At 34.8% G+C, this 26205-nt stretch carries 19 protein-coding genes and 1 tRNA gene; 13 read left to right on the top strand and 7 right to left on the bottom strand.

Going from position 1 to position 26205, the window contains the following annotated elements; genetic code table 11:
• Window positions 1–1103 precede the first annotated feature (1103 nt).
• From DNC80_RS14335 to DNC80_RS14345, 3 genes are read left to right on the top strand one after another with little or no spacing between them, the layout of a single operon-like run.
• A complete protein-coding gene (locus DNC80_RS14335) occupies window positions 1104–1436 on the top strand; it encodes a helix-turn-helix transcriptional regulator (RefSeq protein WP_182651802.1) in 333 nt (110 codons plus the stop codon).
• 16 nt (window positions 1437–1452) lie between these two features.
• Entirely contained in the window at window positions 1453–1923 is a 471-nt protein-coding gene (locus DNC80_RS14340) for a DUF6428 family protein (RefSeq protein WP_182651803.1), read from the top strand.
• Window positions 1924–1939: 16 nt separating this feature from the next.
• Window positions 1940–2572, top strand: a complete 633-nt coding sequence (locus DNC80_RS14345; protein ID WP_182651804.1) for a low molecular weight phosphatase family protein — start codon at window positions 1940–1942, stop codon at window positions 2570–2572.
• A 224-nt stretch (window positions 2573–2796) separates the two neighbouring features.
• Here DNC80_RS14345 and DNC80_RS14350 read toward each other — a convergent pair whose 3' ends face one another.
• On the bottom strand, window positions 2797–3759 hold the full coding sequence (locus tag DNC80_RS14350; protein ID WP_182651805.1) for an arginase: 963 nt from the start codon (window positions 3757–3759) through the stop codon (window positions 2797–2799).
• 11 nt (window positions 3760–3770) lie between these two features.
• Window positions 3771–5057 carry an ornithine--oxo-acid transaminase gene (gene rocD / locus DNC80_RS14355; protein WP_182651806.1) on the bottom strand — a complete coding sequence of 429 codons (1287 nt, stop codon included), beginning with the start codon at window positions 5055–5057 and terminating at the stop codon, window positions 3771–3773.
• A gap of 230 nt (window positions 5058–5287) precedes the next feature.
• Here rocD and DNC80_RS14360 point away from each other — a divergent pair, with 230 nt between their 5' ends.
• The 4 genes from DNC80_RS14360 to DNC80_RS14375 all read left to right on the top strand — a co-directional run bounded on the left by DNC80_RS14360 (window position 5288) and on the right by DNC80_RS14375 (window position 10204).
• Window positions 5288–5740, top strand: a complete 453-nt coding sequence (locus tag DNC80_RS14360) for an Lrp/AsnC family transcriptional regulator (protein WP_182651816.1) — start codon at window positions 5288–5290, stop codon at window positions 5738–5740.
• A gap of 13 nt (window positions 5741–5753) precedes the next feature.
• Window positions 5754–7952 carry a penicillin acylase family protein gene (locus DNC80_RS14365; protein WP_182651807.1) on the top strand — a complete coding sequence of 733 codons (2199 nt, stop codon included), beginning with the start codon at window positions 5754–5756 and terminating at the stop codon, window positions 7950–7952.
• Window positions 7953–8066: 114 nt separating this feature from the next.
• Window positions 8067–8837: a dienelactone hydrolase family protein gene (locus tag DNC80_RS14370; protein WP_182651808.1), complete on the top strand. Its 771-nt coding sequence runs from the start codon at window positions 8067–8069 to the stop codon at window positions 8835–8837.
• Window positions 8838–9190: 353 nt separating this feature from the next.
• On the top strand, window positions 9191–10204 hold the full coding sequence (locus DNC80_RS14375) for a M28 family metallopeptidase (protein WP_182651809.1): 1014 nt from the start codon (window positions 9191–9193) through the stop codon (window positions 10202–10204).
• A 422-nt stretch (window positions 10205–10626) separates the two neighbouring features.
• Here the strand turns inward: DNC80_RS14375 and DNC80_RS14380 are convergent.
• The 4 genes from DNC80_RS14380 to DNC80_RS14395 form a co-directional block, all read right to left on the bottom strand.
• Window positions 10627–10700, bottom strand: a tRNA-His gene (locus tag DNC80_RS14380).
• An 86-nt stretch (window positions 10701–10786) separates the two neighbouring features.
• On the bottom strand, window positions 10787–11503 hold the full coding sequence (bshB1, locus tag DNC80_RS14385) for a bacillithiol biosynthesis deacetylase BshB1 (protein WP_182651810.1): 717 nt from the start codon (window positions 11501–11503) through the stop codon (window positions 10787–10789).
• A gap of 23 nt (window positions 11504–11526) precedes the next feature.
• Window positions 11527–12630, bottom strand: coding sequence for a chorismate-binding protein (locus tag DNC80_RS14390; protein WP_182651811.1), 1104 nt, complete (start codon window positions 12628–12630; stop codon window positions 11527–11529).
• Window positions 12630–13067 (bottom strand): PaaI family thioesterase, encoded by a 438-nt coding sequence (locus tag DNC80_RS14395; protein ID WP_086453826.1) that lies wholly within the window; start codon window positions 13065–13067, stop codon window positions 12630–12632. Before DNC80_RS14395 ends, DNC80_RS14390 begins: the two co-directional genes overlap by 1 nt.
• Window positions 13068–13179: 112 nt before the next feature.
• Between DNC80_RS14395 and DNC80_RS14400 the strand changes: the two genes are divergently transcribed.
• From DNC80_RS14400 to DNC80_RS14425, 6 genes are all read left to right on the top strand, one after another.
• The gene (locus DNC80_RS14400) at window positions 13180–14706 is read left to right on the top strand and encodes a hypothetical protein (RefSeq protein WP_182651812.1); all 1527 of its coding nucleotides are present in this window, start codon (window positions 13180–13182) and stop codon (window positions 14704–14706) included.
• Between the two features lie 163 nt (window positions 14707–14869).
• On the top strand, window positions 14870–16708 hold the full coding sequence (locus tag DNC80_RS14405; RefSeq protein ID WP_182651813.1) for an endonuclease: 1839 nt from the start codon (window positions 14870–14872) through the stop codon (window positions 16706–16708).
• 385 nt (window positions 16709–17093) lie between these two features.
• Entirely contained in the window at window positions 17094–18935 is a 1842-nt protein-coding gene (locus DNC80_RS14410; protein WP_182651814.1) for an endonuclease, read from the top strand.
• Window positions 18936–19027: 92 nt separating this feature from the next.
• Window positions 19028–22690, top strand: a complete 3663-nt coding sequence (gene purL / locus DNC80_RS14415; RefSeq protein ID WP_182651815.1) for a phosphoribosylformylglycinamidine synthase — start codon at window positions 19028–19030, stop codon at window positions 22688–22690.
• Between the two features lie 372 nt (window positions 22691–23062).
• The gene (locus DNC80_RS14420) at window positions 23063–23947 is read left to right on the top strand and encodes a hypothetical protein (RefSeq protein WP_144892560.1); all 885 of its coding nucleotides are present in this window, start codon (window positions 23063–23065) and stop codon (window positions 23945–23947) included.
• A 19-nt stretch (window positions 23948–23966) separates the two neighbouring features.
• Complete coding sequence (locus DNC80_RS14425) at window positions 23967–24926, top strand: fasciclin domain-containing protein (protein WP_144892562.1); 960 nt, start codon at window positions 23967–23969, stop codon at window positions 24924–24926.
• Between the two features lie 79 nt (window positions 24927–25005).
• Here DNC80_RS14425 and DNC80_RS14430 read toward each other — a convergent pair whose 3' ends face one another.
• Window positions 25006–25929 (bottom strand): LysR family transcriptional regulator, encoded by a 924-nt coding sequence (locus DNC80_RS14430; protein ID WP_144892564.1) that lies wholly within the window; start codon window positions 25927–25929, stop codon window positions 25006–25008.
• Window positions 25930–26205: the final 276 nt, after the last annotated feature.

Raw genomic sequence — 26205 nt, forward strand, 5'->3', positions numbered from 1 at the left:
TCGTATATTGTTTGCTTGATAAATCAAGCTATTGTTATTCGACTAAATTCTAGTGGTTTTTTCAAATCTTCCGATTCTATTACTCTTATTCTTTATGTTCTGTTCTTGCGAACAAAACGGCTGTCAATTCAATATGTCTAGGAACGTGTTCTTACTATTTTTTCGCCTTTCGTTTGTTTCTCAAAGCGGGTGCAAAAGTAGCTATTCTTTTTTTAACTGGCAAGAAAATTTGAAGTTTTTTTTGAGATAATTTTTATCTCGTTTGCTTCTCTTTCTCTTATCAATCTCTCAAGGAACTTCCGTTGTTTTGCGGGGTGCAAAGATAACTTTCGTTTTTAAATCTCACAAGCTTTTTTTAAAGTTTTTTTAAAGAGTAAATCTCTAATCACTTTGTTTTTCTTGCCAATCATTTAAAGAACGTCTGCGTCATTGCGGGTGCAAAACTACAACCTTTATTCGCTTTTACAAGCTTTTTTTGAACCTTTTTTTAATCTTTTCTTAACTTTTAAACTAAAGCACTGATTAAACGACTCTTAAAGCATAAACTTTTTTTCAGCTAATTTGAATTAAGATAGTTTTACTGTGAAATCATAGCATTGATGGGCATTTCATTACATTCTACATACAACGACCTCTATTATATATAGGTAGTACTATTTATTACTACAACATCAAATACTATTATATGTAGACACCACCGTTTACTATAGTAACAATTATAAAATCATATACCATTATATATAGATACTACCATTTACTACGATAACAACATTAACATCAAACGACATTATATGTAGCTACTACCTATACCATGATAAACAATTATAATATATAGGTAGTTTTCATACTTATCCAAGAAAAACGTCCTCTACATTCACAAACCGCGTTAGGGATAGCAGCGGAAAGCCCACAGTGACGACCTAAAGGAAGGAACGAGGACTTGCAGCGAAGAGCCCGACCCTTTTGCAATTCCTGAAGCTACTGCGGAAGGGATTACAAAAAGGGGAACGCCCTCAATAAAATTGGCTATTTGGAAATAAAACTAATGATTCTGAAGTTTCATATTTATTGTTATCGTAATATTGCAATATAAATATATAGCCATGGGTATTACCAAGTCGGAACATTTTACAGACGAACAAAACGAATTAGCAACATTGGCGAAAGCCTTAGGGCATCCTGCGAGAATTGCTATTGTACAACATCTTCTAAAAGTGAATAGCTGTATATGTGGTGACATTGTAAATGAACTCCCTCTGGCCCAACCTACGGTTTCGCAACATTTAAAAGAACTCAAAAATGCCGGTCTTATAAAAGGTAATATTGAAGGGAATGCTATTTGTTATTGTATCAATAAAGAGGGTTTTAACTCTATAAAAAGTTTTTTTGATCACATCAATACCTATTTAGAAAATAAGAAAAATCAATGTTGTTAATTTAATTATTAGAAAAATGAAATTATCAGAAGTAAAAAATGAGTTAAGCACGTTAGAAAATGTTGCTTTTGTATTACCAAACGGTACTTATGTTCCAGAACATTTTCATGTAACCGAAGTAGGCTTAATCACTAAAAAATTTATTGACTGCGGCGGGAAGCTTCGAAATGAAACCGTTGTTAATTTTCAATTATGGGATGCTAATGACTTTGAACACCGCTTAAAACCCAAAAAACTTTTGGATATCATCACCCTTTCGGAAAAAGTACTCGGAATCCAGGATTATGAAGTGGAGGTAGAATATCAAGCTGAAACTATAGGGAAATACGATTTAGGTTTCAACGGAACTGCTTTTACATTAATAAACAAATTAACGGCTTGTTTAGCTGAAGATCAATGTGGAATTCCTGACAACAAACAAAAAGTAAAATTGTCTGAGATTCAAAGTCAAACCACTAGCTGTTCTCCAGGCGGAGGTTGTTGCTAAATTTTAAAACTGTAAAATGGAACCCATTAAACCCATCTTATTTCCCAAGCTAGAAAAAGTAATATGTACTTTTGATTTCGAAAACATTTTGACTGATCGAAAAAGTGTTTTGCAACTACTTATTGATCATATTCAAACAAAAGTTAATAATCAACAAGAAGTTAGACTAAACTTTATTTGCACTCATAATTCCAGAAGAAGCCATTTATCACAGGTTTGGGCGCAAACTGCTGCGGCACATTTTAAGATACAAAATGTAGATTGCTATTCTGGTGGTACAGAAGCAACGGCTTTATTTCAGATGGTGACCAAGACATTAGAAAAATCTGGTTTTGAAGTTAAAAAAATTGCAGATGGTAACAATCCTATTTATGCTATAAAATATGGGAAAAATGAACATCCAATTATTGGTTTTTCTAAAACTTATGATGCCGACTTTAATCCAATAAGCGAATTTGCAGCTATTATGACTTGTTCCCAAGCAGATGGCGACTGCCCTTTTATTGCTGGTGCTGAAAAACGAATTCCGATTACTTATGAAGATCCTAAAGCATTTGATCAAACACCACAACAAGCAGAAAAATATGAGGAACGTAGTTTACAAATTGCAACTGAATTGTTTTATGTTTTTTCAAGAATAAAATCATAGTGAAACCTCTAGAAAAGATTAATGTACCTATCGGTTGAGTACCCACCGATAACTTAGAAATTTTATTTTCGAAAATATTGGGGTAATCAAATTACGTATAAAAAAAGATTGAAAAACAAAGGCTTGATTTCAATAAAATTTGAAATCAAGCCTTTGTATATAATATAGAAAAAACCTTCAGCATCTTATTTTAAAATAGATGCTTTAAAATCTATTTTATTGGACTATAAATGTACATTCATTAAATTTGGAGTAATTGCTTCTAAAACTTCAAAAGCAGTTTCGGCCATTTTATTTCCTTTTGTATCCAATAAAGGGTTGACCTCAACAAATTCAACGCAAACCACTTTCTTCGTTTGGATGATTTGATTTATGATTGCGATTATTTCGTACTGATCAAATCCTTTAGCAACTGGTGTACCTGTACCATAAGAAATCATATCACAATCCATAGAATCTACATCAAAAGAAATATACAAAACCTCGCAATGAGCAACTTTTGCTAAAGCCTCAGTAACGCAAGTTTGCAAACCTCGATACCTGACTTCGTCAACTTTATAATTCTTGATTTTTAATTTCTCGATTTGCTTGTCCTCCTCTTCCTCAGTATCACGAACCCCAAAATAGATTAGATTTTCAGGTAAAACTTTTGGACCTTGATGACCAATGTTTTTCATTTCCTCCCAGTCCTGATGTGTTTCGGGAGTTACTTCGTTATTTTGACAACTCAAATTATCATCTCCAAGTGCCGCTGACAAAGGCATTCCGTGAATATTTCCAGAAGGTGATGTATAAGGAGAATGCAAATCCGCATGCGCATCAATCCAAAAAACTCCTATATTTTGCTCTGGATAAGCCGCTTTTATTCCGCTTAATGTTCCCAAAGCTGACGAGTGATCTCCTGACAAAACAATTGGAAAGTAATTCTCAACAATACTTTGTTTTACCACATTGTTTACTCTAATACACTGTTCTAAAACATGTTCAATTCGCTTAGCACTAGAGCTACGGTCCTTATCATATATAGTTTCATTGTGTGTTTTAACATCTTCAAACAAAAAGCGGTTGAAATAATCACTGTTTTGATTTATAGCAGCAATTTCTATGGCATCAATACCCAAATCAGACCCGCGCGTTCCGGCACCTATATCAGATCTGTTCTTTATTAATTTTATTGTTTTCCCCATGGTTCTGTATGTTATCTAAAATCATTTAATGCTCGTTCGATAATCGCTAAGCATTCGTGAATTTGTGTTTCTGTAATCACTAATGGTGGTGCAAAACGAATTTTATTTCCATGTGTTGGCTTAGCCAATAAACCGTATTCACTAAACTTCATACAAATATTCCAGGCAAGATCAGACTCCTCGTCACAATTTACAACAATCGCATTCAATAGTCCTTTTCCTCTCACTAAGGTAATGATAGGATTTCGTGCAGCAATTTCATTTAATCCATTTCTTAAAACTTCACCAAGATAAGCCGCATTTTGCGCTAAATTTTCATCTTTTACAACTTCAAGTGCAGCAATGGCAACCGCTGCAGCAATAGGATTTCCTCCAAAAGTAGATCCGTGCTGTCCTGGTTGAATCACGTTCATGATAGCATCATTTGCTAAAACTGCCGAAACTGGATAAACCCCACCTGAAATTGCTTTTCCTAAAATCAATATATCTGGTTTTACTTCTGGCGTGTTTTCGCAACCTTTTTTACAATCGCAATTACCGCACGTAGCTAGCAATCTTCCTGTACGTGCTATTCCAGTTTGCACTTCATCCGCAATAAACAATACATTGTGTGCTGCACATAATGCTTTGGCTTTTGCCAAATACCCTTCGCTTGGAACATAAACTCCAGCCTCGCCTTGAATAGGCTCCACAAGAAATCCAGCAATAGTTGTTGTTGTTGATTTCAAGACAGCTTCTAACGCATCAACATCATCGTAAGGAATTTTGATGAATCCAGCGGTAAACGGTCCAAAGCTTTTACGTGCATTTTCATCATTAGAAAACGATACAATTGTAGTGGTACGACCATGAAAATTATTTTCGCAAACAATGATTTGTGCTTGATTTTCTGGAATTCCTTTTACTTCATAAGCCCATTTTCTGCACAGTTTTACAGCTGTTTCAACCGCCTCGGCACCAGTATTCATGGGTAATACTTTATCAAAACCAAAATACTTCGTTACATATTCTTCAAAAGGACCTAATTGATCGTTATGAAAAGCACGTGAAGTCAATGTTAGTGTTTGTGCTTGTTTGATCATTGCACCTACAATTTTTGGATGACAATGACCTTGATTCACAGCTGAGTAAGCAGATAAAAAATCGTAATATTGTTTACCATCAACATCCCAAACATGAACGCCCTCGCCTCTTTCTAGAACTACAGGTAAAGGATGATAATTGTGCGCTCCATATTGATTTTCTTTAGCAATTAATGCTTCCGATTTTAACGAAAGGTTTTGTTCTGTATGTGTCATGAGCTTAAGGATTTACATTTTAAGAGTACAAAACTAGCATTATTTTTTAATTTACCAATAAAATTAATGTTTTTGACTTTAAAAAAGCTAATAATTAAAAATATTTATTTAATTTAGACCGAAATTAAGTCATATTAAAGTACTATAAATCAATTTTAGCTTTTTTTGAAGTCAATAAAAATATGTACTTTTATACCAATACAGCTGCATCAATTTTAATTTTTAACAACATGGATATATTAGACGAGTTTGATGTCAATATTATTAAAGAACTAGAAAAAGACGGACGCATGGCCTATTCTGCCATAGCTAGTACTTTGAAAATATCAAATACCATGGTACACCAGCGCATTAATAGGCTGATTGATCATGGTATCATTACGGGGATAAAACCTATTATTAACGAAAAGAAAATTGGTTACGATTGGGGGTCCTTTACTGGTATTACCTTAAATAAGGACCAAGATTCAGATCGCATAATTGAAGAACTCAAAAAAATACCTGAAATTACAGAGTGCTACTATATTACAGGATCTTTTACTTTGTACATCAAAATTATTGCAAAGGATCATGAGCACATGCGACGCGTACTCTATGAAAAAATCGATACAATACCTGGAATTGCCAAGACAGATTCGATAATTGAATTGGGTTGCGCATTCAAACGAAATGTAAGCCTTTAAAAGTAAAAAAAAAATGAAATATTTCAATATTTACAGTACAGTTGCACTATGCTTCTTAAGTTCTAGTATTCTTTTTGCTCAAAAAATTACTCCATCAGAGCAAGCACGACTCCAAAAGCAATCGCAACAAGTAACCATAATTAGAGACAATTGGGGAATTGCGCACGTATATGGCGAAACTGATGCCGATGCCGTTTTTGGAATGCTGTATGCCCAATGCGAAGATGATTTTCAACGTGTAGAGATGAATTACATCGAAAAACTTGGGCGACTTTCCGAAGTAAAAGGACAAGAATTTCTCTACAATGATCTAGAAATCAAATTACTCATAGACATTGATGAAGCAAAAGCTGACTATAAAAAAGCGGCACCTTGGTTACAAAAATTACTCAACAGTTATGCAGACGGCATCAACTATTACCTATACAAACACCCTGAAGTACGACCAGCTTTATTAACCCATTTTGAGCCTTGGTTTCCACTGCTGTGGACTGATGGGAGCATTGGAGCAATTAGCACGGGAGGACTTACGACAAGTGAACTTAAATCTTTTTACGGCTCAGGAGGTGATAAGATCGCCTATGTAGAACGTGAAATTAATGTGCAAACTGGATCAAACGGTTTTGCTATTGCACCATCAAAAACAGTATCTGGAAATGCTATATTATACATTAATCCGCATACTACGTTTTATTTTAGACCCGAAATACAAATCAGTAGTGACGAAGGTTTGCAGGCTTATGGTGCGGTTACGTGGGGACAATTTTTTATTTACCAAGGATTTAATGAAAATTGCGGTTGGATGCACACATCATCAAATGTGGATGTAGCCGATTTGTATGCAGAAAATATCGTGACTAAAAATAAGAAACTATTTTATGAATATAACGGCCAACTCCTACCCGTTGTCGAAAAAAAAATAACCATCAAGTACCTTGAAAACGGAAAATTAATTCCTAAAACATTTACCTCCTATTTCACCAACCACGGCCCCATTATGGCTAAAAGAAATGGAAAGTGGATCAGCTTGAAATCATTCAATCGCTCTGTAAAAAGTTTAGAACAAAGTTGGATTCGAACTAAATCCAAAAATTTTGTAGACTATAAAAAAGCAATGGATATAAAAGCCAACACTTCGAACAATACGGTCTATGCCGACAAAGAAGGAAATATAGCTTACTGGCATGGAAATTTTGTCCCAATAAGAGATCCTAAATTGAATTGGTCAAAAGTAGTAGACGGAACAACAACCGCAACACAATGGAAAGGACTGCACGAGGTTTCAGAAATTGTACACTCTTACAATCCTGAAAACGGATGGTTGCAAAACTGCAACTCTACACCCTTTACTGTTGCAGGAACAAACAGTCCAAAACCCGAAAATTACCCACCTTATATGGCACCTGATGGTGAAAATTTTAGAGGACTCAATGCCGTACGATTGTTAAGCAAAGGGAATCAGTATACTTTAGACCGTGTAATTGCGGATGGTTATGACACTAAATTAACCGTATTCGAATTTTTGATTCCAGCATTGATTTCCAGTTTTGAAAAGAACATCAAAACCAATACACCACTTTATGATGAACTCATTGCTCCCATAACTGTTTTGAAAAATTGGAATTATTATGCTCATGAAAATTCAGTAGCAACAACACTTGCCGTAGAATGGGCTTATCAATTAGAACCTATAATTCAAAAAGTATATACTAACGAAGGCGAATTAGATCAGGTGCAAAACACTATTCAATTTTTGAAAAATGCACAACAAAATGATTTGCTTCCCCCATTACAAAAAGTTCTTAGCGATTTAAAAAACAAATTTGGTTCTTGGGAAATTCCGTGGGGTCAGATCAACCGTTTTCAAAGAACCTCTGGCGCTCTAGCATTAGACTATGATGACGCGCAAGAAAGTTTGCCAATTGGTTTTGGACCTGCAGTTTGGGGAAGCCTACCAGCATTCAAAAGTAGTTTTCAAAAAGATACCAAAAAACGCTACGGTAGCAACGGCAATAGTTTTGTATGTGCGGTGGAATTCGGCACAAAAATCAAAGCAAAATCATTACTTGCGGGAGGAAATAGCGGCAATCCTACCTCAAAACATTTTTTTGATCAAGCCAAAAGATATCAAGAGGGACAATTCAAAGAGGTTTTGTTTTACAAAGAAGACGTATTGAAACATGCTGAAAAAACGTATCATCCTGGGGAATAAGCCATGGATTAACTACTATAAGATTTAAAAATACTGATATAAGATAATAGGATATTAGATAAAGCAAACTAGCATAATTAAATCAGAAATTTGCAATCCTTAATAAATACTACTATGAAAAACATTTTTTTAGCCCTTATTGGCGTTCTACTATGCTCCACTGGTGCTCAGGCTCAATTAAAGCCCGTAGCATATACTGATGGTGCTCAAAAATTAAATGGCCTTGCGGTTGCACCTAAAAAAGCAACAAAAACAAAACCTGGACTTTTAATCCTGCCTGCTTGGAAAGGTATTGATACCCATGCTAAACAATCTGCTGAAAAATTATCAAAAATGGGGTATTATGCCTTTGTTGCTGATATTTACGGTGAAGGCAATTATCCTAAGAATACTGAAGAAGCAGGAAAACAAGCTGGCTTTTACAAAAACAATGTAGGCGATTATCAAAGACGCATTCAATTAGCACTAGACCAATTAGTAAAAGCAGGCGCAAATCCTGATAATATTGTTGTTATAGGATACTGTTTTGGGGGAACTGGAGTTCTTGAAGCTGCTAGAGCTGGTATGAAATTTCAAGGTGTTGTTTCGTTTCACGGTGGCTTAGGCCGCGATGCTTCTAGAACCACTAACCCTATCAAAACAAGAGTCCTTGTACTTCATGGTGCTGATGACCCTTATGTTCCAGTTGCTGAAGTGGCTGCTTTTCAGCAAGAAATGAGAACTGCAAAAGCGGATTGGGAAATGATCTATTATGCTGATTCGGTTCACGCTTTTTCAGATCCTGAAGCTGGCAATGACAATTCAAAAGGAGCTGCCTACAATGAGAAAGCAGATAAACGTTCTTGGGAGCGTATGAACGTTTTCTTAAAAGACGTATTGAAATAATTTATAGAATAATCTGTTTAAAATACAGTATAAATTCAGTTTTTTTTACATTTATATTGGATGTAAAATATAAAAATTGAATTTATACTGTATTTTTATGCCTAAAATATTCTTTCAAAACCAAATCAATCACTAATGTGGATTGTTAGAATAGAAAAAAAATACTTAATTGTAGCATCTCATACGATTTAAGTCTATGTAGCGCAAAAAAACTTCATAAACTCTATAAGTCGTTACTCATAATATTATTACTTCACTAATTTATCAAAAAAAAATTATTATTTTTTAGTAACTTCGTACACGTTATTTTTTCAATAACGCTGTTTGTATACTCTCTATTAATTAACAATGAAATGAAAAAAATTGCTATTCTTGGTATCATTACCACATTTACACTTAGTTGCTCCAGTCAGCAAAACATTACCACGCCCGTGGAGCCTACCGCTTATTTAAAAACCATAACCGAAAAGGAGCTGAAAACTCATTTATACATCGTAGCTTCAGATGAAATGGAAGGCCGAGAAACAGGCTCTGCTGGTCAAAAAAAAGCGGGAAACTACCTCATCGATGAGTACAAAAAAAATAATATTGGCTTTCCCACAGCTGCAACTGATTACTATCAAAAAATCCCAGCTGCTTTCTTGAACGCGCAATACAATGAAAATCTACCAGACTCTGAAAACATTTGGGCCTACATTGAAGGTTCAGAGAAACCAAATGAAGTATTGGTCATATCAGCACATTACGACCACGTAGGTGCTAAAAACGGAGAAATTTACAATGGTGCTGATGATGATGGCTCAGGAACTGTAGCATTACTTGAAATAGCTCAAGCCTTTCAAAAAGCAAAAAAAGACGGCCACGGTCCAAAGCGCTCTATTATGTTTTTACACGTAACAGGCGAAGAGCACGGCTTGCATGGATCCAGATACTACTCTGAAAATCCACTTTTCCCTATTGCAAATACCATTGCCAACATCAATATCGACATGATTGGCCGCAGAGATAAGGAACACGCAGACATCAATAATTATGTGTATGTTATCGGAGCAAACCGACTTTCGACAGATTTAGACAACATTTGCGCTGCTGCAAATACTAAATACACAAACCTAAACTTAGATTATAAATTCAACGATCCTAAAGATCCTAATCATTTTTACGAGCGCTCTGACCATTATAATTTTGCGAAATTTGGAATCCCTTCCGTTTTCTTATTTAATGGAGTACATGCAGATTACCACCAACCTACAGATAGTCCTGACAAAATTGAATATGATGCACTTACTAAAAGAGCTCAATATGCATTTGCAATAGCATGGGAACTCGCAAATAGAGAAAACAGACCCGTAGTAGATAAAAAATAATAATCTCTAGGGCACATCCTTGCTTTCACTAGCGTTACAGCAAGGTCGGGCTATACGTTACAATCTCCCGAAAAAAATCGGGAGGATTTTCACTACTATCCCTTGTGCAAAAAAAATACGCCTCGAAGTACTTTGAGGCGTATTTTTTTTTTTAAAAACACAAAGCAATCTAGCAGTATACACCGTACTTCCTAAGCATTTATAAAACATAAAACAGATTGCTTTTCTTCCAAAGCAAACTTAACTATTCAGATCTACTAAATGCGGTTTAATTCCTGTTTTAAGCCATTAGAAAAACAAAGAACTCACTACACCAAGACATCAGAAAAACACCTTCTATAATCTTTTTAAATCTCACAAAATGTATTTGAATTATAGATACAAAAAAAGCCTCGAATTTCTTCGAGGCTTTTGCTTTTTTGGGTGGATGACCGGGTTCGAACCGGCGACCCTCGGTACCACAAACCGATGCTCTAACCAGCTGAGCTACAACCACCATTTGCTTAGCGGTGGCAAAGATACAACTAAAGTTTACTTTTGCAAACGTTTTTCAAAACTTTTTTTAAAAAATTTGATTCCTTTTTAGATCAAATCACCTAAACTATTGACAGCCAAATATCTTTCTACCGTAAAACCTTCAGCATGATCTACGCCCGTAAGCCTACCCAAATCTCTAGAACGGTAATTTAAACTTTCTAGGAAGTTTTTACTTGAAATTGGCGACTCTGGTTCTTTAGAATTAGGGTCATAAAATTGAGAACTATAAGCCAATATTGATTCTACTTTTAAATCCGTAAAACCTGTAATATCTACCACAAAATCCGGAACGATATTTTTCCATTGTATGTAATGATATACCAGTTTTGGGCGCCAAGCCGTTTGCAATTCTCCTTCTAGACTAGTTTCAATTTTAACTAACCCAGATAAAAAACAAGCATCAGACACCAGCTTACTTCCTTTAGCATGATCAATGTGACGGTCGTCTTCGGCATTACACAACACTATTTCAGGTTTGTATTTCCGAATCATCTTTATAATCTCTAATTGGTGCGTTTCGTCATTTACAAAAAAACCATCACGCATCCCCAAGTTTTCTCGTACAGTTACGCCAAGTATTTTTGCTGCAGCTGCCGCTTCTTGATCTCTAATACTTGCAGAGCCACGCGTACCTAACTCTCCACGAGTTAAATCAATAATACCTACTTTTTTACCCAGTGAGATCTCTTTTAAAATAGTTCCTGCACATCCTAACTCTACATCATCTGGATGAGCGCCAAAGGCTAATATGTCTAGTTTCATACTTTTTTGTTATTATTAATTTTCTATGATAATGATTGCAATACTTTTTTCATGGTCATGGATTTATTGACACTTTCCTCCCACTCTTTTTCGGGAATACTGTCTTTCGTTACACCGCAACCCATGTACAAAACCACTTGTTTTAAATTCTGCTTATTTACCATATCCTGTTCATTAGCTTTAATTTGCATGCATCTCAAATTTACATATAAATCAGCGTTTTGTTGACCGCTATCAACATCACAATTCAACTCACCTAAAAAACCCGTATAAAATTGCCTATCGTAAGTTTCGTTTTCAAGAATAAATTTTTTGGAACTTTCCTTTGGTAAGCCACATACAGCTGGTGTAGGATGTAAGACTTGAATTATCTTTTCAAATGATGTTACTGGTGTAATTCTACCTGAGATATCTGTCCTGATATGCCACAAAGAACCCGCTTGAATACTGTAGGGTTTAGACACTGTAACTGCTTCCAACTCGTTTTTTAATTTTGAAACAATAAAATCAGTCACGAATTGCTGCTCCTCAATTTCTTTGTTTTGCCAAAAAACAGTTGGAGCACCTACATCTTTTTGAGTTCCTGCCAGTGAAATGGTGTTAAAAACATCCTCTTTTACATTTAAAAGTAATTCTGGAGTTGCACCCAGCCAAGTGCCTATTTTTGGGTGATAAAAACAATAGACAAAGGCGGTAGGATAACTGTACACCAAGGATTCATAAATCTCAAATATACTTGTATTTTCTACAGCTATAATTTCATTTCGAGATAATACTACTTTCTCAAACTCCTTATTATTAACAGCTTGAACCCCTTTACTAACTAAGCTTACAAAAGCTTCTTTCTCTTTGCTTTCAAAAAAAGGAACACTTTTATCTACATTTTCAATAAATGATTCTTGGCACTTCCATTGGATTTTTTTGGCTTTTTCTTCAGGGATATAAAACGTATTTGCTCCATCAAATGATGACATAACGAATCCTTTTTCTGTAAAATCATTAACAGAAAATAAAGTATCCTCTTGTTGCAAATAAGCTGTAATTTCTTTTTGATTGGGTTTCCGGTACAAAACAAAGGGTAGCTTGTCAAGCAAGTGATCTTGTACTTTCTGGAACATTTCGTCCATCACTTATCGGTAGTTTTACGTTTAGGAAGCACCATATTAGTTAATTTACAAAGCGAAATAAGAGCGTTATTTTCATCTGTAATTTTAATTTCCCACAAGTGAATGCTCTTACCGCGGTGAATGATTCGGGCTGTTGCGGTAACAATTCCCTCTCTTTTAGCTTTAAGATGATTGGCAGATATTTCAATTCCGCGTACTTCGCTAACATCCGAATTAACATAAATCATAGATGCAGCACTCCCTACACTTTCTGCTAATGCTACAGATGCACCTCCATGCAACAATCCCATAGGTTGATGAACAGTAGCATTAACTGGCATGGTAGCTACTAAGAAATCTTCACCAGCATCCACATACTCAATCTGCAACGTTTGCATTAAAGTGTTTTTAGAAACATGATTGCAGTAGTTTAAAATTTTCTCTTTATCGAAAGTCATAATTGTTGGTTTAAAAATGTAAAAATAAATAAAGTAACATTAGCAATGCGCAAATACAATTGTTAATATGTTTTACAAAATAGATTTTTGTTATTTTTACAAAAAAATTACCATGCGTTTCAAAATACTTATCCTACTTGGTGTACTAACAATTGCTTTCAGTTCTTGTCGATCTGATTTTGAAACAATCGCAAGTACTGGTGATTTAAAATTTTCAAAAGATACCGTTTATCTGGATACTGTTTTTTCAAATATCAGCTCAAGTACCTATATGCTAAAGGTATACAACCGAAGTAAAAATGATATTTCAATCCCTACTATAAAACTTGGCAAAGGTTTGAATTCTAAATACCGAATGACGGTAGACGGTTTACAAGGAAATAATGGGAAAATTTTTAGTAATGTACCCATACTTGCGCGCGACAGCTTATTTATTTTCATAGAAACTACCGCAGCAATTACTGATGTTAGTTCAGATACGTTTTTATATACTGATCAAATTGAATTTGACAGCGGAAGCAATCAACAAAACGTGGAACTAGTTACGCTTGTTCAAGATGCTATTTTTTTATATCCCGAACGCTTTTCTGATGGAACAACCGAAACACTTCCGGTGGGTAATGAAAAAATAAATGGTTTTTACCTCAACGAAAATGATCCTCTACATGGCAATGAATTGGTTTTCACCAAAACAAAACCCTATGTAATTTATGGTTACGCCGCAGTGCCTCCAGAAAAGACAGCCATTTTTGAAGCTGGCGCTCGTGTTTATTTTCATGCAAATTCAGGGATTGTGGTAGCCAACAAAGGATCTATTCAAGTCAAAGGAAAACAATCCTTAACTCCAAAAATGGAAAACGAAGTTGTTTTTGAAGGTGATAGACTAGAACCCGCATTTGCTGACGTGCCCGGACAATGGGGAACTGTATGGCTAAGCAGCGGCAGTACCAACAACAGCTTTGAAAACTTAACAATAAAAAATGCCAGCATAGGTTTGTTGATTCAAAACAATGACGGATCCACAGTTCAAATTAAGAATACCCAAATTTACAACAGCAGCAACTACGGAATATTGGCGCAGACCGCAAAAATTGAAGGTCAAAATATTGTTATAAATGCAGCAGGACAGGCAACCCTTGCCTGTACTTATGGAGGTAGTTACACTTTTACACATAGTACTTTTAACAACAACTGGAATAGTTCACAGCAACAAGCTTTGATTGTAAGCAATTTTATTACGGGTGCTGTTCCAGAGGCTAAAGACCTTACGAAAGCTCAATTTAATAATTGTATTATTTACGGATCATATGCAACTGAAATGACATTGAGTAAAAAAACAACAGCTGCATTTGAATACCAATTTAATAACTGCTTGATTAAGTTTGATAACCGCTCCAGCACTGCTAGTACAAATCCTTTGTATCAATTTGATATAGATCCTTTACATTACAAAGCCATACTACTCAATAAAGACCCTAAATTTTTGAGCGTATCAAAAAACAAATTGAATATTGACGATACTTCGGCGGCTTTCGCAAAAGGAAATGCGTCTTTTCTTATAAATCAAGATATTATTGGTAATACGAGAACACTTCCGCCGGATTTAGGTGCATTTCAAAACAAAGTTTTCCCCAAATAAAATATTACAAGTCAGATACATACGCTTTTTACTGCTCTGAAAAAATAAAGTTTATTTGAATTAAAGATTTGGAAACCTACATTTAAGAAATAAGTAGTAGTTTTGGGCGATTTTTAAAACCAAAAACAAATCAAATTTAATTCAACTAACTTTAAATCAGATTATGAAACAAATTTACTCTTTGTTCTTTCTATTATTTTTTACTGCTGTTTTTGCACAAGCACCAGCAGGATACTACAGTACCGCTACGGGATCAGGGTACACCCTTAAAACACAATTATACAATATTATAAAAGGGCATACCACATTATCATATGGAGACTTATATGTAACTTATTCTACATCTGACATAGATAATTTTTTTGAAAAAGATGGAACAGTATTAGATATGTATTCAGAAAACCCTGCAGGAACTGACCCTTATACATATAGCATCGCATCAACACAAAGATGTGGAAATTACGCCAAAGAAGGAGATTGCTATAACAGAGAACATATTATACCACAATCGGTATTCAATGAACAGTCGCCTATGGTATCTGATGCACACTTTATTACTCCAACAGATGGAAAAGTAAATGGTCTACGTTCCAATTATCCTCATGCTAATGTTGTAGTTGCTTCAGAAACAACTTTAAATGGAAGTAAACTAGGAGCTAGTACAACTGCAGGATATAGCGGACCAGTTTTTGAACCTATTGATGAATTTAAAGGTGATATTGCCCGTATGTATTTCTATTTTGCAACGCGTTATGAAAACACTGTTGCTGGTTATAGTTACGCTATGTTTAATAACTCAACTGGAAAAGTATTCACAGATGCCTTTTTAGCACAACTTATTTCTTGGCACAATCTAGATCCAGTAAGTCCACGTGAAATAGAAAGAAACAATGCCATTTATGCACGTCAAAATAATCGCAATCCTTACATAGACAATCCAAATTATGTTGCTGCCGTTTGGACTACAGAACCTGCAGATACAGAAGCTCCATCTGTAGTTACAAACTTAACGGTTAGTAACACTACTGCTAATACCGTAACACTTACATGGAACGCTGCTACTGATAATGTTGCTGTAACTGGATATGATATTTATATGAACGGAACGTTAAAGTCAAGTCAAACTGGATTAACAACTACACTAACAGGCTTATTACCATCAACTGGTTATACCTTTTACATCATAGCAAGAGATGATGCTAGAAACTCATCTGCGGCAAGTGGATCAGTTACAGGTACAACTACTGCTGCGCCAACAGGCGGTGCTGGAGCAACAGAACTATTCTTTTCTGAGTACGTTGAAGGAAGTAGTTTTAACAAAGCATTAGAAATTGCCAACTTTACTGGAGCTGCTGTAGATTTAACAGGATATTCCATTAAAAAACAATCTAATGGTGCTGGAGCATGGACAACAGGATTAAATTTAATTGGGACATTAAACTCGGGTTCAGTATTTGTTTTAGTTGATCCACAGATGGCAACAACATGTTATCCCTTAGCTAACGCTAATTTATCATCTGCACAAGAAGCATTTAATGGAGATGATCCTATGGGATTATTCAAAAATGGTGTTTTAATTGACATCATTGGAACTTTCAACGGTGGTACAGCAAAATTTGGTGAAAATGTTACACTACGCAGAAAACCAAGCATCACTGCTCCTAATACAACTTTTGATAAAACCGCAGAGTGGGATTCTTTCGCAAGCAATACTTGTGACGGAATAGGTACTCACGCAGTTACAACATTATCTAACGAAGATTTTGAAAGCAACGGAATTTTGCTTTATCCAAACCCTTCAAATGGTTCTGTAAAGATTAATTTCCCAAGTGAAAACGAAAAATATTCTGTTCAAGTGTATTCAATTATAGGACAAAAAGTATTTGAAGAAAACTTTAACAATAGTAACACAGCAATTTTAAATGGTCTTGAAAGAGGAATTTACGTTGTTAAAATTACTTCTTCAAGCAAAACATTTACAAAAAAATTGATTGTAAATTAAGAGCAATCTAGAAGATACCAAGCGGCACTGAGTGCCGCTTTTTTTATATCCATGTTTTTTTAATTTAACAAGAATTAAAATACTACTATAATATCGTATAAGATTTAAAATAGAGGATGTAAGAAATATTCTTTTAGAATGAATTCTAAAAAAAATCTATAAAATATGCTAACGGATTAAAAATACAAAATTCGCATATTAAAGTAAGAATGATTTTACTTTTGATAATTTTAAACCCTATTGTATAATAAAACGCTAATTATCTTTACAATTTCATAACATTAAAGCTATTTAAAATTATAAATTTGCATCGTCTTAAAATCCTCATAAACAACTTGTAAGGTATTTAAAACAAACACAAAGCAAACTACTTTAAAACGTAATTATGAAACACATCTACACTGCATTATTATTCTTATTCTTATCTGTTGCATCAGCACAAGCACCAAGTGGCTATTATAGTACAGCAACTGGAACCGGATACACTTTAAAAACCCAACTATACAATGTAATAAAAGGCCATACTGATCAAGGGTATGCTGGATTATGGACTACTTATGCAACATCGGATAGGGACCATCAAAATGAAAATGACAACACTATTTTCGACTTGTATTCTGAGAATCAAAATGGAACTGATCCATATACATTTACCCTTACAACAGGGCAATGTGGTACCTACGCTGTAGAGGGCGATTGCTACAATAGAGAACACATGATTCCGCAATCAGTATTTAACTCGGCAGCACCTATGGTATCTGATGCCCATTTTATTCCACCAACTGATGGAAAAGTAAACGGTTTACGATCTAATTTTCCGCACGGAAATGTGGCAACAGCTTCAACAACTACTTTAAATGGAAGTAAATTAGGCACAAGTGCTGTTTCTGGATATACTGGAACTGTTTTTGAACCTGCAGCGGCTTTCAAAGGCGATATAGCTCGTATGTATTTTTATTTTGCTACACGTTATGAAAATACGGTAGCTGGCTATCCTTTTGCTATGTTTGATGGGAGCAGCAACCAGGTATTTACTACTGCCTTTTTAAACGTACTACTTTCTTGGCATGCAAATGATCCCGTAAGTGCCAGAGAAATAGAACGAAACAATGCTATTTATGCACGACAAGGTAATAGAAATCCTTTTATTGACAATCCATCTTATGTAGCAGCTATTTGGGGTGGAACTACAGGAGGTGGCACTACTGATACTACTGCTCCTAGTACACCATTAAACCTAATCTCTTCAAGTAAAACGACTACCTCTGTTACTCTAGGTTGGTCAGCAGCTACAGATAACATAGGTGTTACAGGATATAACGTATATGTAAACAACGTACTAAGAACTACAGTTACTACCTTAAATACAGCTATAACAGGATTGACTGCAGCTACTAGTTATGCCTTTACTGTAAGAGCAAAAGATGCAGCAGGAAATCTTTCTGGTGTGAGTAATACAGTGACTGTGGTAACTAATTCGAACAACACCGCAACTGATTTACTTTTCTCTGAATACATTGAAGGTTCTTCAAACAACAAAGCATTAGAGATTTCAAATGCAACAGGTATATCAGTAAATTTGTCAATCTATAGTATCAAGAGACAAACCAATGGAGCTGGAGCATGGAGCACAGGTTTAACTTTATCTGGAACCCTAGTAAATGGCGCAAAATATACTATTGTGAATAGTTTAATGGCTTCTAGTTGCTATGCTACAAGTTCAGCTAACTTGTCTACTTCGGCAACCGAGATGACTTTTAACGGAAACGACGCTGTTGGTTTGTTTAAAAACGGGGTTCTTATTGACATTATTGGAACTTTTAATGGTGGAACTGCCAATTTCTCTATAGATGAAACCATCCGCAGAAAAACTACCGTAACTGCACCTTCAACTACTTTTAATAAAGCCACACAATGGGATGTATTTGCATTAGACACTTGCTCTAACTTAGGAAGTAAAACTGCGAGTAAAACTCCAAAAAATAGCATGAATACAGCAACAAATACGGTAGAAATTTATCCGAATCCATCTCGAGGAACGTTTAATATTACCAATGCTAATACTACTTATTCAATTGCGATTTATTCCATCCTTGGTCAAAAAATTTACAGTTTGGAAAACACCACTCAATCTGAAATAACGATCCCGAATAGCACACCAGGAACTTATCTCGTAAGATTACAAATTGACTCAAACGAGATTGTAAAAAAACTCATTATTCAATAATACTAAAAGCGGCAAAATTGCCGCTTTTTTTATGCTTAGAATTTAATCTTAATTGCTTAAATTTGCACCGCAATACAACAAACTACACAACAATGATTCATTTCTTTGAAAACCAAAGTAAAACCGTTTTTGCAGTACAAACGCAAAACGAAATCTCAGCTCAAGACATTTCAAAACTCAATTGGCTTTTTGCCGACGCACATATCCTAGAAAAATCCGTACTTACGGATTTTTTTGTTGGACCACGTGCCGCTATGGTTACGCCATGGAGTACCAATGCTGTAGAAATAACCCAAAATATGGGAATTTCTGGAATTATTAGAATTGAAGAATTCGAAAAAGTAGCTGCTGAATTCACTGATTTTGATCCGATGTTGCTTCAAAAATACGCGGAATTGCATCAAGACATTTTTACGATTGCTATTCAACCAGAAGCTATTTTAGAAATTGATGATATTGATGCCTACAACAAACAAGAAGGTTTAGCTTTAAGTTCGGAAGAAGTTGAATATTTAGATAACTTGGCTACAAAATTAGGTAGGAAACTTACGGATTCTGAAATTTTTGCTTTCTCTCAAGCCAATTCAGAACACTGTCGTCATAAAATTTTCAATGGAACTTTTGTGATAGATGGCGAAGAAAAACCAACTTCTTTATTCAAATTAATCAAAAAAACATCTCAAGAAAACCCTAACGATATCGTTTCGGCCTATAAAGATAACGTCGCTTTTGTTAAAGGACCGAAAGTAACTCAATTCGCACCAAAAAGCGCAGACAAACCTGATTTTTACGAAGAAAAAGAATTTGATTCTGTACTTTCTTTAAAAGCAGAAACGCACAATTTCCCAACGACAGTTGAGCCTTTCAACGGAGCTGCAACAGGTTCTGGAGGAGAAATTCGTGACCGATTGGCTGGTGGACAAGGTTCATTACCCTTAGCAGGAACCGCTGTTTATATGACTTCTTATTCAAGATTAACAAACAATCGCAAGTATGAAGGCGCCATGGAAGAACGTCCTTGGTTGTATCAAACACCAATGGATATTTTAATTAAAGCCTCGAATGGAGCTTCAGATTTTGGAAATAAATTTGGACAACCATTAATTACTGGTTCGGTTTTAACTTTCGAACACGAAGAAGAAAATCGCAAAATTGGTTACGATAAAGTAATCATGCAAGCGGGTGGAATTGGTTACGGAAAATTAGATCAAGCCATAAAAAAGAAACCGCAAGAAGGTGATAAAATTGTCATTCTTGGTGGAGAAAATTATAGAATTGGAATGGGTGGCGCTGCGGTCTCCTCAGCAGATACAGGTGCTTTTGGTTCAGGAATTGAATTAAACGCGATCCAACGTTCTAATCCAGAAATGCAAAAACGTGCCGCAAATGCTATTCGTGGTTTAGTGGAAAGTGATAACAACCCTATTGTATCTATTCACGATCATGGTGCGGGTGGGCATTTAAATTGTTTATCAGAATTAGTCGAAGAAACAGGTGGATTAATCGATTTAGATAAATTACCAGTTGGAGATCCAACGCTTTCTGCTAAAGAAATCATCGGAAACGAATCTCAAGAAAGAATGGGATTAGTAATTGGTGCGAAAAACATGGACATCTTACAACGAATTGCAGATAGAGAACGTTCTCCAATGTATGAAGTAGGTGTAGTTACCAATGATCACAGATTTACATTCGAATCGAAAACTACAGGTGTAAAACCTATGGATTACGCATTGGAAGACTTTTTCGGAAGTTCACCAAAAACCATTATGAATGACAAAACAATTGTTAGAAATTATAGCAATTCAGAATATAACTCAAAAGAAATACCAACCTATTTAGAGCAAGTTTTACAACTTGAAGCTGTGGCTTGTAAAGATTGGTTAACGAATAAAGTCGACCGTTGTGTAGGTGGAAAAGTAGCCAAACAACAATGTGCTGGACCGTTACAATTGCCTTTAAACAATGTAGGTGTAATGGCTTTAGACTTCAAAGGAAAAGAAGGAATTGCGACTTCAATTGGCCACGCTCCTATTTCGTCTTTAATTGACCCAGTTGCTGGTACAAGAAATGCAATTGCAGAATCGCTTTCTAACTTAGTTTGGGCACCATTAAAAGATGGTTTAGATTCAGTTTCATTATCCGCAAACTGGATGTGGGCTTGTAAAAATGAAGGTGAAGATGCGCGTTTATATGAAGCTGTTCAAGCTTGTTCAGATTTCGCTATCGAATTAGGAATCAACATTCCAACTGGAAAAGATTCTCTTTCCATGAAACAAAAATATCCGAATGATGAAGTTATTGCACCAGGAACAGTGATTATTTCTGCTGCTGGAAATTGTTCAAACATTACGAAAGTTGTAGAACCAGTTTTACAACGAAATGGTGGAAACATTTACTACTTAAACTTATCACAAGATACTTTTAAATTAGGTGGTTCGTCATTTAATCAAACACAAAATAAAGTTGGAAATGAAACGCCAACGATCAAAAATGCTCCTTTCTTCAAAAATGCATTTAATACGTTACAAGATTTAATTAAAGAAAGAAAAATCAAAGCGGGTCATGATATTGGAAGTGGTGGTTTAATCACAACTTTGTTAGAAATGTGTTTTGCTGATGTGAATTTAGGTGCGAATTATGACTTAACTGCTATCAATGAAATCGATTCTACTAAATTATTGTTTTCAGAAAATATTGCGGTTGTTTTCCAAGCGGATGTAGAAGTAGAAACAATATTTAAAGCCAAAGGAGTTGAAATTTTCAATATTGGAACCGTTACGAATTCGGATACTATTTCTATTGTAAATCATGAAGATTCCTTTGAATTTTCTTCAAAAAAATATAGAGAAATTTGGTTTGAAACCTCTTTCTTATTAGATCAAAAACAAACTAAAAATGGTAAATCGTTAGAGCGTTATGAAAATTTCGCTAATCAACCTTTACAATTTACTTTCCCAAATCATTTTGATGGAAAATTACCAGTAGTTTCAAACACAAACCGACCAAAAGCGGCGATTATTCGTGAAAAAGGAAGTAATTCTGAGCGTGAAATGGCAAATGCTATGTACTTGGCTGGTTTTGATGTAAAAGATGTTCACATGACCGATTTAATTTCGGGAAGAGAAACCTTAGAAGACATTCAATTTATTGGAGCGGTTGGTGGATTCTCTAATTCAGATGTTTTAGGATCAGCAAAAGGTTGGGCTGGTGCGTTTTTATACAATGAAAAAGCGAATACTGCCTTGAAAAACTTCTTTAAAAGAGAAGATACGCTTTCTGTTGGAATTTGTAATGGTTGTCAGTTAATGATGGAATTAGAATTAATCAATCCAGAACATGAAATACATGGAAAGATGAAACACAACGATTCACATAAACATGAAAGCGGATTTACATCTGTAAAAATTCAGAAGAATAATTCGGTGATGTTATCAAGTTTAGAAGGTGCAACTTTAGGCGTTTGGATTTCACATGGTGAAGGAAAATTCAACTTACCAATGGCGGAAGAAAACTATAACATTGTTGCCAAATATAGATACGAAGGATATCCGGCTAATCCAAATGGTTCTGATTATAACACAGCCATGATGTGTGACACAACAGGAAGACATTTAGTAATGATGCCGCATATTGAACGTTCTACTTTCCCGTGGAACTGGTCTAATTATCCAGACAGAGATCAAAAAGACGAAGTTTCTCCTTGGTTAGAAGCGTTTGTAAATGCTAGAACTTGGATAGAAAATAAAAAATAAGGTATATTATTTAAGTGAAACTAACTTTTTAAAAGGCGCTTTTGTAAAAAAGCGCCTTTTTTTATATAATACTTTGATGTTACTCAGTATTTTATGCGGTAAATAGTAATGAATGTGAATTAAACTTGGGTTAATACAGTATTTCATGGAATTTAATTACTAATAATAACACCCTACAGCATTTATTTAAAATAAATAAAAATTAAGAAAGAGACTTTACAATGAGGTGTGTAATTCTTAATTTAGCAAGTATAACTCATTGAAAAATTGATACTTATAAATAAATTGATTTTTTTTCAAAAAAAATAAAACCAAAAGAGAAGTATCTCCGTAAATGACAAAAACAAAGTTAAATAATAAACAACAACCATTATGATTAAAAAACAAATAGTACTATTACTTGCAGTAACTACACTAGGATGTGTTACCACTGCATTTTCACAAAGCCCAATTAGCGGTTTTATGCAAGGAAAAGGAAAGGGAAATGTTGCGCTTTCTTATAGTTTTGAGAAATATGATAATGTTTTTCTTGTTCCACAAGAAGTTGAGAGCGTTCCTGTTTTTAATGACGTAAAAATTACTAGCGCATCTATTTATGGTGTTTACGGAATCTCGGATCAAGTTGATGTTGTAATGGTTTTACCATACATAACAGCAACTGGTAATGCATCACAAGAAGTATTGACAAACAATAACTTTGAAAATGAGAGAAAAGGTCTTCAAGATGTTTCAGTTTTTGTAAAGTACAGTCCGTTTTATTTTGATTTCGGAAAATCATCGCTACGTCTTATAGGAGCTTTGGGACTTAAAACACCGCTAGGAGATTACAACGTTAATGAGGGATTACAATCCATCATCGCTATTGGAAACCGTTCTACAACATTTAGTACAACCGGTATGGCCATGTATAAAATGAATTCGGGAGTTTTTGCTTCCGCACAATTTGCTGGAAACTTTGCTTCTAATGAAGTTCCAAATTCTTACTCAAGTGAAGTAAAATTAGGATATGCAGCATCTTTATTCTACGCTGATGCTTTTATTGCCAACCAAACATCTACAAGTGGTGTTGATATTCTTGGAGAAGGATTCACAGGTTTTTTCCCAAGTACACAAGTAAATTATACTAAAATAGGATTAAATCTTTACACCCCGATTACAAAAGAAGTAGGTATTTCAGCAGGTGCAAGCACTGTAATTGAAGGTAGAAACGTTGGTAAAGCAACTGGTTTATACGGTGGTTTAGTATACAAATTTTAATAAAAAAACAGTCAACAAAATGAAAAACGTAAACATAAAAAGCGTAGTAGTAGCGCTATCATTACTAGCTACATTGTCATCATGTGAGAATGATTACCAAGATGAGAAACCAAGTATTGCAGCAATTGCAGTAGCAAATGCAAATTTTAGTACTCTAGAAGGAGCTGCTATTCAAGGTGGAGTTGCTGGTGTATTGAGTAACAGTAACCCAAATGATCCATCAGGAAAATATACAGTTTTTGCACCAACAAATGATGCTTTCGCAAAATTAGGACTTGTAAATAGCGGAAGCCTTGGCGTTTTGCAAAACAGTTTTTTAACAAATACTTTATTATACCACGTTTCTAACGGAAGTTTAATGGCAAACCAAATTATGGCTGGTGGTACATCTGCATCTGCATTAAGCATAAACAGACGTTTTATCAGTAGAGGAAGTGATCTGTATATTAACGGATCAAAAATAATTCTTACTGATGTAGCAGCAAGTAACGGAACAGTTCACGCTATAGATAAAGTAATGATTGCTACCGGAGTAAACATTGTAGACTCAGCAATATTACTTAAAGATTCTAAAGTTTTTAAATCACCAGAACTTACATTTCTAGTCCAAGCAGTTATTTCATCTGGATTAGCACCTACATTATCAAATCCAGCAAACAATTTCACTATTTATGCGCCAACAGATGCTGCATTTAAAGCTGCTGGTTTTGCAACGATTCAAGATGTAGCTAACGCTCCTCAAGCAGTTTTACAACAAGTTTTATTAAACCATGCTATTAGTGGTGGTAAATTTACATCTGAGCAAACTGCAACAACAGCTACAACAGCTGGTGGTGGTACTTTAACATACAGCCCGTTCTTAAACGGAGTATTTACAGTTAAAAGTAATGGGAATACTATTCCTGCTAACATGGTTATTCCTGATATCCAATGTAGCAACGGTGTGGTACATATAATTGATAGAGTTTTACTACCATAAAAATTCAGGAATAAATTATAAAAAAATAGTCTTACTAAAAAGTAAGACTATTTTTTTTGGGCTGTAGCCAAAAAAAGATTCAATATCCTTCAGACCAATTGAATTTTTCTTCAATAATAGTTGCTTTTTCTTGAGCCAAATGTGCTAAGAATGCAGCCGCAACAGGCGCGTGTTTTTTACCTTTTAACCAAATAATACTCCACGTTGTGGTAATAGGTAATCCTTTGAAAGGAATAATCTGAAGCTCTTTATTAGCCAATTCATTTTTTATTCCAATAAGTGGCATTATTGAACATCCTAGTCCTGCAATTACAGCTTGTTTTACCGCTTCATTTGAGGTTAATTCCATTTTTTTGGGAATTGTTACAGCATTTTTATTTATAAAATTTTCCATTAATTGGCGTGTACCTGATCCTTTTTCTCTAAAAATAAGAGGGACATTATTAAAAATAGTATCCTGATTTTGAAGGTTTGCTTTGTCTAAATTTGAATTTGCAACGAGATATAATTTATTTTGCAAAAGATCCAATCGTTCCACATTCATATTAGTAGGCAACACCGATACCAAAGCAAAATCTATTTCATTCTTTTCAAGACTACTCAAAACTTTACTTTTATTGGTTACATCCATTTGTAGTTCAATACTAGAATGCAGTTTCATGAAATGAGACAAAAAATAAGGCATAACATATTTACCGGTAGACACAACTGACACTTTCAATCTACCACTCAATTGCCCCTTGAAGGCCATCGTTTTGTAGTTTATCGTCTCCACTTGGTTGATTATATTTTGAGCTACATCAGCAATTTCCTGACCAAAATCACTGATATACAAACGTCTACCAACCACTTCTGTTAGCGGAATATCAAACTGATCTTGGAAGTTTTTTAATTGTATAGATACAGCGGGTTGTGTAAGATGCAACTCCTCGGCTGCTTTAGTAACACTTTTGGTTTGAACTACTTTAAGAAATATTTGAAGTTGATGGAGTGTGTAGTTCATATATATAATTTATAGTAATCATTACAAATATAAATAAAAATTAATGTATCCCATCTATTATCTTAGCTCTAAATTTAATTAAGAAACATTTCTATTAGGAATTAGTACTTCAATAAAGTTAAATTAAACTGTAGTAGTTCGTTTTCTGATATTTTGAATTAGTACCCAAATACAGCAACGCCATTATTTTTGTTTGAATTATATTCGCTTAATTACTTCTCCAATGATAATTAAGCGAAATAATTCCTTTAGTAAGAAACTACTATGAAAAACCAC

Origin of the sequence: Flavobacterium sp. SOK18b, assembly GCF_014156605.1 — a bacterium.
Taxonomy (GTDB): domain Bacteria; phylum Bacteroidota; class Bacteroidia; order Flavobacteriales; family Flavobacteriaceae; genus Flavobacterium; species Flavobacterium tiangeerense.